Genomic DNA, 15,830 nt, shown 5'->3' on the forward strand with positions numbered 1-15,830 from the left:
CACCACATTCTCGTAAGGAGAAAACCCATGGCACAGAAGTCCAAGGCTTACCGGGCCGCGGCCGAGAAGATCGAGGCCGGTAAGTACTACACCCCCACCGAGGCCGTCACCCTGGCGAAGGAGACCGGTTCGGCGAAGTTCAACTCGACCGTCGAGGTCGCGCTGAAGCTCGGCGTCGACCCGCGCAAGGCGGACCAGATGGTCCGCGGTACCGTCATTCTTCCTCACGGTACCGGTAAGACCGCGCGCGTCATCGTGTTCGCGACCGGTCCGGCCGCCGAGGCCGCGATCGCCGCGGGCGCCGACGAGGTCGGCGGCTCCGACCTGATCGAGAAGGTCGCCGGCGGTTACACCGACTTCGACGCGGCCGTCTCCACCCCGGAGCTCATGGGCCAGGTCGGTCGTCTCGGTAAGGTGCTCGGCCCGCGCGGCCTGATGCCGAACCCGAAGACCGGCACCGTGACCCCGGACGTCGCGAAGGCCGTCTCCGACATCAAGGGCGGAAAGATCGAGTTCCGCGTCGACAAGCACGCCAACGTGCACTTCGTCGTCGGCAAGGCGGGCTTCACCGCCGAGCAGCTCGACGAGAACATCAAGGCCGCCCTCGAAGAGGTCATGCGTCTCAAGCCGTCCGCCGCGAAGGGTCGTTACATCCAGAAGGGCGCCGTGTCGACCACGTTCGGCCCGGGCATCCCGCTGGACGTCAACGCTATCTGAGCGACGCGCTTCGATCTGAACGGGGTCGGGACCGGCAGCAGCCGGGACCGGCCCCGTTCGGCATTCCGGGAAGAATCCGTTTCCTGAGAGAACGTTCATAAACGTCAACCGGTTGGACAGACCTGTCTACCCCCTCTTGTGGAGGTAGAAGGCTCGGGTTAGTCTCGCCCTGGCGCGCACCGCACGCCGGCTCGATGCCGAGCCCGTCCGAGCGAAGGAACGTTTTTCAATGACACCTCGCAACACAATCGCCTTCCACAAGAGGGCACTCGGAATCCTCGCCACCACGACCGCCGTGGTGGCGTTGTCGTTGGCAGGCGCATCCGCGGCCGACGCCGCCGATCGGGTGATCTATGCCGATTCCGTCCCCTCGTGGGCCACCGCCCAGAACGATGCAGGAGCCGCCCCGGCCGACACCACGGTCGAGGGCGAGATCTACCTGCCGCTCCGCGACCAGAACGGAGCGGAGGCCCTGGCCAAGCAGGTGTCCAACCCCTCTCTCTCCGGCTACCGTAAGGCGCTGAGCCCACAGCAGTGGATCAACCGCTTCTCGCCGACCAAGGCGGACTCCGACGCGGTGGTCAACTTCCTCAAGGCCGCCGGGCTCACGATCACCGCCGTTCCCGCAAGCCGTCAGTACGTGGTGTTCCGCGGCACGCCGGAGCAGCTGGGCTCGATCTTCGGCACCTCGCTGCACGAGTTCAGCTACGCGGGCCGTCAGCTCGTCGCGCCGGCCTCCGCACCCTCGCTGCCGTCGAACATCGGGACGAAGGTGTCCGGTGTGAGCCTGGAGCAGTCGCGCACGCTGACCCGGCCCGACTCGATCAAGCAGGGCGACCTCGGGCCGTCGAACACTCCGCAGGTGAAGATGAAGTCGGTCGCCCCGAACGCCGGGCCCGTGATCGAGACCCCCTGCTCGCACTACATCGGTGAGCACACGGTCACGGTTCCGGCCGCGTACGGCAAGACGAGCTTCAGCACCTACAACTGCGGGTACACGCCGCAGCAGCTGCGCAGCGCGTACGGCCTGAGCGACCTCGGCAAGCGCGGTGTGAACGGCCGCGGGCAGACGGTCGCGATCATCGACGCGTACGCCAGCCCGAGCATCGTGAAGGACGTGAACTCCTACTCGCAGCAGAACGGCGAGCCGGGTCTCACCAACTCCAGCTACCAGCAGCTCGTGCCGAGCCCGGCGCAGTTCACCGACCAGGCGCTCTGCCAGTACCCGAGCGGATGGCAGGGCGAGCAGACGCTGGACGTCGAGTCCGTGCACGCGATCGCTCCCGGGGCGCGCATCCTCTACGTCGGCGGCACGAACTGCGGCGGCGGCCTGGATGTGGCGATGTCGAAGATCCTCGACAACAAGCTCGCCAACATCGTGAGCAACAGCTACGGCAACGTCGGTGAGGCTGTGCCCGCCGACGTCATCCAGGGCGAGGTCAACCTGCAGCTGCAGGCAGCGGGCGAGGGCATCGGCCTCTACTTCTCGAGCGGTGACAACGGCGACGAGGTCGAGAACCTCGGCTACCCGTCGCCGGACTTCCCGGCGTCCTCGCCGTGGGTCACCTCGGTGGGCGGCACGAGCGTCGCGATCGACAAGAAGGGCTCCATCGCGTACGAGACGGGCTGGGGAGACCAGTTCGACCAGATCGTCAAGAACGCGGACGGCACTCTCGGCTACATCGCGCCGCTTCCCGGCACCCGCTTCGTCGGCGGCGCGGGCGGCGGCGTGAGCGACGTGTTCGCACAGCCGGACTACCAGCGCGGGATCGTCCCGAACGCGCTCGCGAACGGCCACCGTGTGTCGCCGGACGTGGCGGCGCTGGCCGATCCGTACACCGGGTTCCAGATCGGCATCCGCCCGATCGTGGACGACACCACCCTCGCGACCGGCGACTACATCAACGAGACCTACGGCGGAACGTCGCTGGCCTCGCCGATCGTCGCCGCGCAGATCGCGATCGTGCAGCAGGCGACCGGCAAGACGATCGGGTTCGCGAACCCGACCCTCTACGCCGTCAAGCGCGTGGTCCCGGCCGCCTTCCGCGACATCGTGCCGCAGAACCCGCCGCAGGCGCTCGTGTACACCAGCAAGATCAGCGGCAACACCTACCTGGTCTCGCTGGACAACGACACATCGCTGAAGACGGCCAAGGGCTACGACGACGTGACGGGCCTCGGCGACGTCTCGTTCTCGCTGCTCAACTTCGTGGCGCAGGGCAGGCACTAGCCCGCATCGCCCCACGACACACGACCGGCCGTCCCTTCGGGGCGGCCGGTCCGTCGTGCGGGGCTCGGGATGCGCGCCGCGCGCCGCTACGCTGGTGGGCGTGACCGTCGGAATCCGCCCCGCCCGCCCCGGTGACGAGGCCGGCCTGGCCGCCGTCGCGGCCGTGACCTTCCCGCTCGCCTGCCCGCCGCACGCCACGGACGAGGCCAAGGCGGAGTTCATCGCGACCCATCTCTCCGAGGAGCGCTTCGCCGAGTACCTGACCGATCCTTCCCGCCGCATCCTCCTCGCCGAGGACGAGCGGGGGAGCGCGATCGGCTACACACTTCTCAACGTCGGCGAGCCGGCGGACGGGGACGTGCGCGCGGCCATCCGCATCCGGCCGACCGTCGAGCTGAGCAAGTGCTACGTGCTGCCGGGACACCACGGCGAGGGCGTCGCCGGACGGCTGATGACCGAGAGCCTGGCCGCCGCCGCCGAGGCGGGCGCCGCGGGCGTCTGGCTCGGCGTCAACGAGCTCAACGCCCGTGCGCAGCGGTTCTACGGCAAGCACGGCTTCGAGCGGGTCGGCTCGAAGCGCTTCCTGGTGGGCGATCGCCTCGAGGACGACTGGGTGATGGAGCGTCCGCTGGCGCTCGGTTGACGCGCGCGCCCGCACAGCATGTTTCAAGCCGCGCGCCGGTTAGGATGCTGCGACCCGAACCTCCCGAGGAGTGCCCGTGCGCCGCTTGCTGCGAATCGTGCGACAGCCGTTCAGCGCCCCGCTGCTCGCCGTCGGCTGGCAGCGCGCGGTGCCCGTGCTGCTCGCGATCGGCACGGTGTGCGTCCTCGCCGGCCTGACGATCATCTGGGCGGCCCGGCTCACGTTCGCGTACCCGGTGTACGTGAGCGAGCTCGGGGCGATCGGCGCGCCGACGGCCGGCCCGTTCGCGGTCGCTCTGCTGCTGGTCGCGGCGGGAGGTTTCAGCATCGCGTTGGCCAGCGGGCACGTCCGCTCCTCCGTCCGGGTGCTGAACGGGTGGGCGCCGGCGGCCAGCCTCGGCTTCGCGGCCGTGTGCTTCGTGCTCGCATCGCAGGTGACCTGCACCGCGAACTGCCCGGTGCCGCTGATGGACCCGCGTTCGACGGCGCAGGATCTCATCCACACGGTCTCGGCCGTGCTCGGCTTCGCCGCGGCCTGCTTCGCGATGCTGCAGGTCGCGTTCGCGACCCGGCTGCCTCGCGTCGCCCGCTTCTCGCTCGCGAGCTGCGTTGCCGTCGCGCTCATCACGATCGTGGGCGGCCTGCTCGCGATCGCGCACGTCGCGACGGATGTCGGGGCGTGGCTGGAGCTGGTGGGGACCACCGTGGCGATCGCGTGGATCGCCGTGTACTCGCTCGCGCTGGTCCGGGTCCCCGTCGCCGCGGGGGAGTAGCGGCCGGAGCCGCCGCGCTCAGTAGAGCTGCGGTTGTGCCGTGAGCGGCGAGGGTGCGGAAGCCGCGGCACGAGGGATCGTGTGCTGCACCGGCGCCGGCAGTGTCGGGGCAGCGGGTCGCGAGGTCGCATCCCGGAGCATGTCGATCAGCTCGCCGGCGAGACGGACGAGCCGCGCGATCTCGGTGTCGTCCCGGTCGACCCACCGGCATTCCGGCTCGTCGTGCAGCGGCACGAAGCCGTCGTGCTGCTCCCAGACGAAGAGCGTGCGCTCGGCGCCGAGGACGTACTGCTGCCACCAGATCTGCCGTAGGTAGCTGCGAGGGATGCTCCGGAACGGCTTGTTCGTGGTCTTGATCTCGGCGAGTTCGATGCGACCGCCGGTGCGGACGACGAGACCGTCCGGCGTCGCGAGGTGCCGGCGGTCGCGCTCGGCGTGGAACAGCAGGTCCGACGGCAGGATGCCGTGGGTTGCGGCCACCCAGCCGGCGATCTCCGGCTCCCTGCTCCGGCCGTGCTGCGTGAACACGTTGCCGGAGAACCCGGAGCCGTTCAGCTTCTCGTGGGCGGCGGCGCGCAGCGACCGCGGGGTCGACAGCTTGGCGACGTCGGTCGCGGTGATGCCGCGGCTGCGCGCGCGCAGCCAGCCGATCCTGTCGCTGGAGGAGGCGACGACGCGGGCGAGGTGACCCTCCGCGCCCGGCACCGCCGGGACGACGGCGATCGGAGCCGGCGCCGACGACCGTGGCCCGAGGTCCGCCAGTACGCCCGGCCGGTAGAGGTCGGCGGTTCGGGCGGCGGTACGGTCGAGCACCCCTCCATTCTGCAACGCCCGGGCGGGCGCGGCGTCACTCCACGCCGCGCGCGCCCAGCTGACGGCGCGCCTCGTCGATCGTCGCCAGCGTCGAGACCGCTTCGTCGAGGGGATGCAGCGGCGACTCCGTCCGTCCCTCGGCGACGAACCGCGCCAGCGCCGCCGCCTCATACGACATCCCCTGCCGGTACGGCCGGTTGTACGGGTCGCGCCAGTGCGCGGCAAGCGAGCCGTCAGCCGTGTGCAGCCGCAGTCCGCTCGGGCCCCAGAACGGGCTGTCCGTCTCGATCCGGCCGTTCGACCCGCAGATGGTCCCGAGCGACGGCGTGCCCGCCCTCAGCGTCGTGTTGAGCAGCGCCTGCGCTCCGCCCGGCGAGGTGAGCAGGAGGGACGCCTGCTCGTCGACACCGGTCGGGGCGAGCGAACCGGCGGCGACGACGCTCTCCGGCGCACCCAGCGCGAACGACGCCCAGGAGACCGTGTAGACGCCGAGGTCGAGCAGCGCGCCGCCCGCCAGGGCCGGATCCCAGAGTCGGCCGGCCGGGTCGAATGGCGCCCGCCCCCCAAAATCCGCCGTGACGAGAGCGATCTCGCCGAGTTCGCCGTCGTCCAACAGCTGGCGGACGATGTCGGTCTGCGGCAGGTACCGCGTCCACATCGCCTCCATCGCGAAGACGCCGGCCCCCCGTGCCGCGTCCCGGATGCGCCGCGCCTGGTCTGCGGTCGCGGCCATCGGCTTCTCGATGAGGACGTGCTTGCCCGCGGCGATCGCGAGCAGCGCGTGCTCGAGGTGCTGGCTGTGCGGGGTCGCCACGTAGACCACGTCCACCTCGGGGTCGCCGACCAGCGCCTCGTACGACGCGTGCGCGCGCTCGACGCCGTGCGCGGCGGCGAACGCGTCGGCGCGCTCGGCCGAGCGGGAGCCGCAGGCGACCATGCGCTGTCCCGTGTGGGCGTGCAGGGCGTCCGTGAAGTCGCCCGCGATCACTCCCGGCCCGAGCACCCCCCAGCGCAACGAGGGAGCGTCGGCGGGGTCGGGATGGCGCGGGGCGGGCAGGACGCGTGAGGAGGCGGGCATCTGCCCAGTCTGCACCGCGCATGGTGGGAGGGGCGAACCCATTTGATGTTGACGAACCGGCTGGATACACCTAGTGTGTAAATATCTGAGATATAAATACCTCAGGTCGTCCTGGTGAATCGGACCGGCGCGCGGGGTCCCCCTGTATCCCCCCTTTCCCCGCGCGCCTTCCCGACTCGCGCCGACTCCCCCAGCGGCGACCCAGGAAACTCGTGCGTTCCACCTAGACGAGGCTGCCGACCCGCTGAGATCAGAGGTCTTCGTCACGGATTGTGCAGCCTCCCTTCCGCAGGGCGGTTCGGGGCCCTATTGAGTTGGGCGCGTGTCCATTGCCGAGCCTCGCGTCCTGACGCGCATCCTCTTCTCCGCTCTTCTCGTCACCGTCGCGCTGGTCGCCGCGGCGCCGGCCCAGGCCGCGCCCGGGGAATCCGCACCGTGCTCGGGTCAGCAGGATGTGTCGTCGTGCGACGCGGACGGCGACTCCATTCCGGACGAGGTGGAGCGGGTCGTCGCGGGGACGGCGACGGGAGCGACGGGCCGGGAGGAGACCGACGGCGACGGGGTGCCGGACTGGACCGAGGTCCTGGCGTGCGGGAGTGTCTCGTGCGCGTCCGCGACGAGGGACAGCGTGGGCGACGGGATCCCGGACTACGCGCGGATCCTGACCTGCGGTTCGGCGACCTGCTACACGGACAACGCGGATGTGAACGGCAACGGGGTGCCGCGGTGGGCGTCCGTGGTGATCTGCGGCACGCTCTCGTGCGCCACCGGGCACGAGGACTACGACGGTGACGGCGTCTCGGACGCGGTCGAGCTGGCGGCGTGCGTGCTGCCCCGCTCGAACCTGGCGTCGACGGGCGCGTCGATCGCGATCTGGCTCTTGGTCGCGATCGCGGCCGGGCTGGTCGGCACGGGTGCGGTGCTGTACCGCAAGCGTGCGCTGTTCCAGGCGGCAGTCTCCACGGGCGCGGCCGCCTGATGCGGGGGATGCGGGGGACGCGGGGGCGCCGGGGGCGGCGCAGGTCGGTTGCGCGCGGCTTCGTCGCAGGGGTCGTCGTCGCCGCGCTGACCGCGGTCGGGACCGTGGCCCCGGCGGACGCGTCGCCCCTTGCGGCGGCCGCGCGGACGGCGGCGGCGACGCTGGCGGAGGTGCGTGCCGCGTCGGCGGTACAGGATGCGCGGGTAGCGGAGCACACCAAGCGACCGAAGCCGGACGCGACGGGGACGATCGAGCCGGGCAAGAAGTCGAGCCTGTCGTCGAAGAAGCTGCGGGCGAAGGTCGAGTTCTCGGGTCATCAGGTGCGCTCGAAGCTGGCGGTCGACGTCGGGGCGACTGCGGAGGACGCGCTGGATGCGGCGCGGGCGGAGCAGCCCGGCGGCGGTGTGCCCGTGTCGGATCCGGTGGACGTGACGGCGACCGACGGCTCCGGTGACGAGATGACCCGGTTCCCGGCTGAGCAGGTGAACATCCGCGGCGGCGGCGCCGAGGGCCCGGTGGTGTCGGATGTGATCCCGGGCGTGACCATCGAGCTGACGCCGGATCCGGAGCTCGTGAAGGCGAACGGAATCGATCCCGACACGCTGCAGATCTACACACGCGAGGGAGCGGGCGACGCCTGGATGCTGCTGCCCTCGTACTACGACGCGGACGCCGGGGTGGTGCGCGGCGAGTCCACGCACCTGTCGCAGTTCGTGGTGATCGGGAAGAAGTTCGTGCCGCCTCCCGGTCCGGTCATCGTGCTGGACCCGGACAACGACGAAGGCCACGCAGAGACACCGGCGCCTCCCGTGACCGAGCTGGGCTACAACATCCAACTGGCCCAGCACGTGGCGTCGCGGTTGCAGACGGCGTGCCTGGCAACGGTGGCGATCACCCGTCAGGACCCCGCTGTGCCGTACATCAGCAGGGAGACGCGCGCCGGGATCATCGCCGCCGCGCACCCGACCGTGACCCTCGGCATCGGCTTCAACACCTGGGAGGGCGTCGCCTGGGGCGGCGAACACCCGGAGCAGGGCGGCAGTCAGGTGTACTCACGCGGCGGTGCTCCGGACAACGCCGTGTCGGACTCCCTGGTCGGCAACCTCCCGACGTACACGGGCCGGCCGGCGGCGAACATGGGTAACAACGGCAATTTCCCCGGCGACGAGTTCGCGGGCACGCCGAACGCCTTCACGCACCTCGAGGCGCTGTACATCGACAACAACTACGACCGGGCCTTCATCGACAACGGCGGGATGCCGCACCTCGCGGACGGCGTCTTCACCGGCCTCGGCAAGTACCTTCAGTCGCAGGGCTTCGACTGCACCGACCCGGTGACCGGCGGCTGGCCGGCCCCGCCTTCGGCCGCGGACCTCCAGCGCTGGCGCATGCTCGGCCTGCAGAACTACCTGACCTACGGAGGCGAGCCGTTCTCGTTCTCGACCGGCAACCTGGTGGAGCAGGAGAAGCTGTTCACACTGCCGGGCCAGGGAGGCTCCGAGACGGAGCTGACGCTGTTCTACAACTCACAGGATGGCCGGCTGTCGCGGGTGGGCGCAGGATGGTCATTCGCGCTGGGCGCGCGGGCGCAGCGGTTCGACGACGGCTCGGTGATGGTTGTGCGCGGAGACGGCGCCTCGTTCGTTTTCCGCGGCGACGGGCACGGCGGTTATGCAACGACCGATGCGGGTGTGCACCAGACACTGTCGGAGGCCGGGTCCGGGAGGCTGAAGCTGACGGACGTGTCTGGCGAGAGCTGGGTGTTCGACGCCTCCGACATCGAGGGCATCGGTAACCTGACCTCCTACACGGACGCGCAGGGCCACACGATGACCCTGTCCTACGGGGCCGCGAACCCGGACGTGAACCAGTTCTACCCGCTCGCCTCGATCACCGACTCGGCCGGGCAGAGAATCCAGGTGATCAGCGACGCCCAGGGTCGCATCACCGGCTTCATCCGCCCCGGCGGCGACCGGTGGACGCTCGCCTACGACGGCGCGGGCAACCTCACGACGATCACGCTGCCCGACGGGCGCAGGCACGCGTTCACGTACGACGGCGCGCACCGGTTGCTGACCGGCACCGACGCCACAGGAGCCACCTACCTGAAGAACGAGTACGACTCCGCGGGACGCGTTGTGAAGCAGTGGGATGTGGAGGGCAACCAGCGCAGCCTGGACTACTCCACGGCCGGGCAGACCACCTATACCGACAACCTGGGCCGGAAGAGCGTGTACTCCTTCGACGCCTCGCACAGGATCACGAAGGTGCAGCATCCCGACGGCACGACCGCGTCGTTCACGTACGACGCGAGCAACAACATCCTGAGCTCCACCGACGAGAACGACGCGAAGACCGCGTACGTGTACGACACGTCCGGCAACATCACCCAGGAGACCGCATCCGACGGCGCGGTCACGCTGTACACGTACACTCCTACCGGACTCGTGGCGACGAAGACCGACCACGGCGGAGCCGACGGCGCGGTGCGGACATGGGCCTACGACTACGACGCCGCCGGGCGCCTGACCGCCATCCACCAGCCGGACGGGACCACGATCGCGCACAGCTACGACGCTGCCGGCAACCTAACCGCGAGCACGCAGCCCTCCGGCGCGCGGACGACCTACGCCTACGACGCCGCCGGGCATCTCACCTCCTCGACGGATCCGATCGGGCGCACGACCACGTACGCCTACGACGCGGCGGGACGGATGGTGTGGCAGACCGATCCGGGCGGCAACACGACGAGCTACTCCTGGGACTCCGGGGACCGCATGGTGAAGGTCGTCGACGCTGCGGGTGGCGTGTTCGCGTACGGCTGGGAGCCCAACGATCACCTCGCCTCCGCCACCGACCCGACCGGAGCGATGACCAGCTACTCCTGGGACGCGATGTTCCACCTGACCTCGTCCACGTCCCCCACGGGCAGGGTGACCCGCTACGGGTACACCGCCGAAGATGCGCTGGCGACGACGACGGACCCGCTCGGCGCGGTCACCGCGAACACGATGGACGAGCAGGATCGGGTGGTGAAGACCACCGACCCGAACGGCGGGGAGTGGTCGTACGTCTACGACGGTGTCGGCAACCCGATCTCCACGACCTCCCCGTCCGGCTCGAAGACCGTCAACGTCTACGACGCGGCCGGCAACCTCACCTCCAGCGTGGATGCGACCGGCGCCGAGACCACGTACACCTACGACGCCGTCGGCCGGCTGCTCTCCCAGACCGACCCGGACGGCGTCACCAGTACCTACGGCTACGACGTGATGGACCGGATCGCCTCGGTCACCGATGGGGCGGGGAAGGCCACCACGTTCGGATACGACATGGACGGCAACCTGACCAGCGTGATCGACCGTCAGGGCAACCCGTGGACGTACACGTATGACGCAGCGGGTCAGGTGCTGACCGTCACGAGTCCGGAGTGCGCGACCACCACATACGGTTACGACGCCGATGGCAACCTCGTCAGCACGACGGATGCGCCGGGGCGCACGACGACGAGCACGTACAACGCGCTGGACCTGCTGGCGTCCTCCACGGATGCGGCGGGGAACACGACCGGCTACACGTACGACGGCAACGGCCGCACCGCCACCGTGACGGATGCGAACGGGCACACGACCACGTACACGTACGACCCGGACGGCAACCAGGCCACCGCGACCGATGCGCTCGGCGCGGTCACGACGTATGGCTGGGATGCGGCGGCCAACCAGACGTCCCTGACCGATCCGGAGGGTCACGTCACCCGGTACGGGTACGACCCCGCCGGGCAGCTCATCCAGGTGATCGAGGGCTATCAGACGGACGCGAAGCCGTCCTCGGCCGTCAATGTCACCTCCCGCTACGGCTACGACCCGGATGGGAACCTGACCGGTGTGACCGACCCGAACGGCCACATCACCACCTACACCGTGGATGCCGTCGGCCGGACGACCCGCGAGGTCGGGCCGACGGGCGTCGCGACGTCGTGGGCGTACACGCCGGCCGGGCGGCTGTCGCTGTCGACCACCGGCACCGGGGCCACGACGAGGTACGCGTACGACGAGCGCGGTGACCTGGCGACCCAGAAGGTGGCCGGTGGGACCGCGTCCTTCGAGTACGACGCGAATCAGCAGCTGATCGCGATGACCGACCCGACGGGTGTGTCCGGCTGGGTGTACGACAAGGACGGCCGCACCACCACCCAGATCGACCAGCAGGGCGGCCACCTGTCCACCTCGTACGACGCCGCGTCGCAGGTCACCGGGATGCGGCTCCCGACCGGTCAGGCGATCGACTACACGTACGACAAGGCGGGGCAGGTGACCTCGCAGTCCTCCCCGTGGGGTTCATTGAAGTACGGGTGGGATCCGGTGGGGAACCTGACGACGATGTCGCGGTCCTCCGGGGTGACGTCTGCGTTCGAGTACGACGCGGACAACCGGGTCACCTCGGTGCTGCACCAGACCCCGCAGGCGCCCGCATCGGCCCCGACGCCGACGCCGACCCCGGTGGCGTATGCCGCGGGGGAGGCGACCGCGGACAAGTGCGCGACGGTCGCCGGCTACCTCGCGGATCGGACCACTCCGGGTGCCGGGTTCAACAACCTGTGCCGGCACACCGACGCCTACCTCGGCGACCGCACCCTCCCGACCCCGGCGAACCCGGTGGAGGACGGTGGTTCCCTCGGTTACGCCTACGAGTACGACAAGGACGGCAACCTCGCCGAGTCGACCCGGACGATCACGGCGGCCCCGGAGGCGACGGGTGTGGTGACCCCGATCCCGTCCCCGACCACCCCGGACAACACCTTCACGCGTCTGGCTGGGATCCGTGCCGCGACGAGCGTGTCCATCGTCGACTACAGCTACGACGGGTTGGACCGGCTGGCCAGTTCAACGACGAGTGCGGGTGAGAGGAACGTCTACGGGTATGACGCCGCGGGCAACCGGACCGGGTGGACACGGACCGGTTCCTCCGGCGGGAACTTCACCCAGACGGCCACGTTCAACGACGCGAACGAGCTGACGCGGACCACGACGTCGGGTTCGGGCCGTGGGGTCTCGGCTGGCATCGCGACGTACGGCTATGACGGAGCGGGGAACCGCACGACGCAGTCGGTGGCCGGTGTCGGCACCCAGTACGCGTACAACGCGTCCGGTCAGACGGCGTCGGTGTCTCGGGATGGCCGCACAACCTCGTACGCGTATGACGGTCTGGGCCGCCAAGCATCCAGCACCGACACCACTCGTTACGGGTCGGAGACCACGAAGAACACGTACGACGGGACCGCGTTGACCCAGTCGACCTCGTCGACGCAGGGCACGACCACGCTGGTGCGGGATGCGGCCGGTTCCCTGGCTTCGCACGTCTCGGACACCGGCGAGGCCACCTGGGACCTGCTGGACGGCCTCGCCTCCACGATCGCCGGCGGCACCGGTGCCTCGATCACCCAGCTGGCCTCCTACGACGACTGGGGCGCCCAGACCTTCGAGACAACCGGTTGGGATGCCCCGGAGAACTACACCGGCCACGCCCAGGACCCAACCCAGGACCTGATCCACACCTACGCCCGCACCTACGACCCGGCCACCGGCACCTGGACCACCCCGGACACCTGGGCCGGCCTACTGACGCAGCCGAAGTCGCTGGCCCGCTACCAGTACGTGCACAACAACCCGACCACCTACCTGGATCCGGACGGACACATTTGCGCGGCACGCAACTCCACCGACGCGCTCCCGCTCGGCTGCGGCGCACCACCCGTGAAGGCACGCGACGACGTGAAGATGCCTCCGAAACCGTCTACCCCGATCAGCGACCCCATTTACGGCGGAGGCTACATCCACGCAGGTCCGAACAAGCCACAGGCCGACGGCCCCAACAGCAAGAACGACGAGAGCGACCGGCATGATTGTCCCGCTGGGCAGACGTTGTATGCCAGTAGCTACACCAACTCCAGTTGCGTTTCCAATGATGCCCTCAAGCAGCAGGCCGCAAACTGGGGCACGTTCTTTGATGTGCTCGGCTGGATCGGCGCGGCTGCGGGCCTGCTCTCGTGGATTCCAGGCATGCAGTGGCTCGCACCGATCGCAATGATTGCGAGTCTGGCCAGCACAATCTACAACTGCATCAACGGTGGAGTTCGGCTCACTGGTTGCGTTGTCGGAATCCTCACGACTGTTATTCCAGGCTTGGGCGGCGCCGCGGGCGCAGTCCTTCGAGGGCGGCTATCCGCCTGGCTCTCCGAAGTGATCAAGGACGCTGTCCGGGCTTTGGGTTTGTCCGGCAGCATCGTGGGTGTGGCAGAGGGTTGGTGACGACGATGGCGCCTCGGCGTGACGGGACGGAACTCGCAATGGGCGATGGGGCATCGCGTGAGGAGTGGGAGCAGCGCGACCTGATCTCCGGTCGTTCAGCATTCGAATGGGCCCGGGTTGGCGTCCTTGGCTTGGTCACCGCTGCAGCGGGCGGGCTGGGTGCTGCTATCTGTGCTGTCACGATCGTTGCAGCGAACCAGGCCATCGACGCGGTCACCATTGCTTGTCTCACGACCTTCTTGATTGGCAGTGTGGTCCTCTTGATCAGTTCGAGGCAGATGAAGCGTAAAGAACGTCTAGAGCTGGCCGCGGGATATACGACTCTGATGCAGGGACACTATGACGTTGAGCGCAGGCACTCGCCGACCGGAGTCGTTGTTCGTGGTGCTGGTCAGCAGGCCCTGAACCGTGTTCAAGAACGCGAAGCAAAGCAGCGCGTGCAGGAATACCTTCAACGTTCAGGCCGATGAACCAGTTCATCCCAACTACGCCACGCCATAAGGACCTACGGTTCGTTTGGAGCATTCGTCGAATACACCAGAGAGCTCGCCGGAACGGACGCAGGGGAAGCGGTGCAGCGTACGGCGCTGCTCTCGGCTGCAACGGCGCCATCGTATGGATCTGGTGAGCGCGAATGAGTAATGCAGAAATCGGCCTTAGCATTTCCACACTCGTGCTAACGACGCTGGGAATTGTCCATATCGTGTTCCGGCGTCGAATAACCGAGCGTGACGCACAACGAATCCGAGCATTGGGACGCCACACAGAGCCGTTCATCCGCGCCTCGACACCACGTCGGGTACTCATTGTCGGGGTGCTGACGGTCGCCGGTGGTCTGGTCAGTGGAGTCAACCTATTACTGCTTCTAACTAGCCAGTCGTAGCGTGGACTGTACAGACATCCTCCAGTTGTCGGGTAGCTATGACGCGGCCGGCAACCGCACTGGGCGGACTCGGACCGGCTCGACCGGCGGGAACTTCGCCGGTGTCGGCACCCGGTACGCCTACAACGTCACGGGTCAGACGACGTCGGTGTCTCGTGACGGCCGCGCCACTTCGTACGCGTACGACGGCCTGGGTCGCCAGGCATCCCGCACTGACACGACCGCGTACGGGACGGAGACCGTCCGGAACAGTTATGACGGCACCGCGCTCTCCCAGTCGACCTCGTCGACGCAGGGCACGACCACGCTGGTGCGGGATGCGGCCGGTTCCCTCGCCGAGCACGTCTCGGACACCGGCGAGGCCACCTGGGACCTGCTGGATGGTCTGGCCTCCACGGTCGCCGGTGGGACCGGTGCTTCGATCACCCAGCTCGCCTCTTACGAGGACTGGGGCGCCCAGATTTTCGAGACCGGCGGGTGGGATGCGCCGGAGAACTACACCGGCCACGCCCACGACCCCACCCAGGGTTTGGTCCACACCTACGCCCGCACCTACGACCCGGCCACCGGCACCTGGACGTCCCCGGACACGTGGGCCGGCCTGCTGACGCAGCCGAGGTCGCTGGCGCGGTATCAGTACGTGCATGACAACCCGACCACCTACCTGGATCCGGACGGGCACGTCTGCGCGGCACGTAACGTCACCGACGCGCTCCCGCTCGGCTGCGGAGCCACCCAGACACCACAGACGACGCGACCCGTGCCACCAAACATCCCGGGACCCGTCCCTGTGTTCGACGACAACGGCGCACCAATCGTCTACGGGGACGGACCCAATGACAAGAGCGACACCACGGTTCGCCACGAGGACTTCATCTCCGTAGCACTTGCCAAGCTTCCCTCCGCCACGTCTGACTTCCCGCCTATGGATTGGAACGGAGTGTTCGGGTTGGTCGTCACCACGCTTGCAGGGATCCTCAACGTCGGGGTGGGGATGCTTATCTCCCTGGAGATCGTTCTCTACAAGCAATTGATGTGGGTTACAGACGTTGTTTACCAGTTGTACCTGGACCAATGGCGGCGCGCCGGTGCCTGGGTAAAGGACAACATCAGCCGCCCGATTGGTGAAGCTGCCTGCGCATGGGCAACCGGTTGGTTGGGCGGAATGGGAGTGCCTGCGTCATGCTGATTGAAGTGCTCGGCAGGCTAAAAAGGGGCCGGACGTTCAGGTTCGCACGTCGACACCATCTGGTCGTCGGCGTGGTGCTGCTATTGGGCGGACTGATCGCACTTGCCGTCGCGCTCTTCACAGATTTCGGGCTACTGCTTGGAGGTACCCGTGCGGGCCTGGCTTCAGTGAGCGGGGTGGTGATCGCCATTGGGATCCGTAGTGTGACATGGCGA

Annotated in this window: 10 protein-coding genes; 8 read left to right on the plus strand and 2 right to left on the minus strand. The window is 68.6% G+C overall.

Annotated features, from left to right (window positions below; all coding sequences use genetic code 11):
* Window positions 1–27: 27 nt before the first annotated feature.
* From rplA to AAME72_RS10930, 4 genes are all read left to right on the plus strand, one after another.
* Window positions 28–717, plus strand: coding sequence for a 50S ribosomal protein L1 (gene rplA, locus AAME72_RS10915; protein ID WP_348786590.1), 690 nt, complete (start codon window positions 28–30; stop codon window positions 715–717).
* Between the two features lie 229 nt (window positions 718–946).
* Window positions 947–2,947, plus strand: coding sequence for a S53 family peptidase (locus AAME72_RS10920; RefSeq protein WP_348786591.1), 2,001 nt, complete (start codon window positions 947–949; stop codon window positions 2,945–2,947).
* Between the two features lie 100 nt (window positions 2,948–3,047).
* On the plus strand, window positions 3,048–3,590 hold the full coding sequence (locus AAME72_RS10925) for a GNAT family N-acetyltransferase (RefSeq protein ID WP_348786592.1): 543 nt from the start codon (window positions 3,048–3,050) through the stop codon (window positions 3,588–3,590).
* Between the two features lie 76 nt (window positions 3,591–3,666).
* Window positions 3,667–4,362: a DUF998 domain-containing protein gene (locus AAME72_RS10930; RefSeq protein WP_348786593.1), complete on the plus strand. Its 696-nt coding sequence runs from the start codon at window positions 3,667–3,669 to the stop codon at window positions 4,360–4,362.
* Window positions 4,363–4,380: 18 nt separating this feature from the next.
* Here the strand turns inward: AAME72_RS10930 and AAME72_RS10935 are convergent, their stop codons facing one another.
* Entirely contained in the window at window positions 4,381–5,175 is a 795-nt protein-coding gene (locus AAME72_RS10935; protein WP_348786594.1) for a YqaJ viral recombinase family protein, read from the minus strand.
* Between the two features lie 34 nt (window positions 5,176–5,209).
* Window positions 5,210–6,253, minus strand: a complete 1,044-nt coding sequence (locus AAME72_RS10940) for a Gfo/Idh/MocA family oxidoreductase (RefSeq protein WP_348786595.1) — start codon at window positions 6,251–6,253, stop codon at window positions 5,210–5,212.
* A gap of 322 nt (window positions 6,254–6,575) precedes the next feature.
* Here AAME72_RS10940 and AAME72_RS10945 point away from each other — a divergent pair, with 322 nt between their 5' ends.
* The 4 genes from AAME72_RS10945 (at window position 6,576) to AAME72_RS10960 (ending at window position 15,615) form a co-directional block, all read left to right on the plus strand.
* Window positions 6,576–7,232, plus strand: coding sequence for an LPXTG cell wall anchor domain-containing protein (locus AAME72_RS10945; protein WP_348786596.1), 657 nt, complete (start codon window positions 6,576–6,578; stop codon window positions 7,230–7,232).
* 8 nt (window positions 7,233–7,240) lie between these two features.
* Window positions 7,241–13,543: an RHS repeat-associated core domain-containing protein gene (locus AAME72_RS10950; RefSeq protein ID WP_348786597.1), complete on the plus strand. Its 6,303-nt coding sequence runs from the start codon at window positions 7,241–7,243 to the stop codon at window positions 13,541–13,543.
* Between the two features lie 38 nt (window positions 13,544–13,581).
* A complete protein-coding gene (locus tag AAME72_RS10955; protein ID WP_348786598.1) occupies window positions 13,582–14,013 on the plus strand; it encodes a hypothetical protein in 432 nt (143 codons plus the stop codon).
* Window positions 14,014–14,427: 414 nt separating this feature from the next.
* On the plus strand, window positions 14,428–15,615 hold the full coding sequence (locus AAME72_RS10960) for an RHS repeat-associated core domain-containing protein (RefSeq protein ID WP_348786599.1): 1,188 nt from the start codon (window positions 14,428–14,430) through the stop codon (window positions 15,613–15,615).
* Window positions 15,616–15,830 lie beyond the last annotated feature (215 nt).

The sequence above is a fragment of the Leifsonia sp. NPDC080035 genome, from assembly GCF_040050925.1.
Lineage (GTDB): Bacteria > Actinomycetota > Actinomycetes > Actinomycetales > Microbacteriaceae > Leifsonia.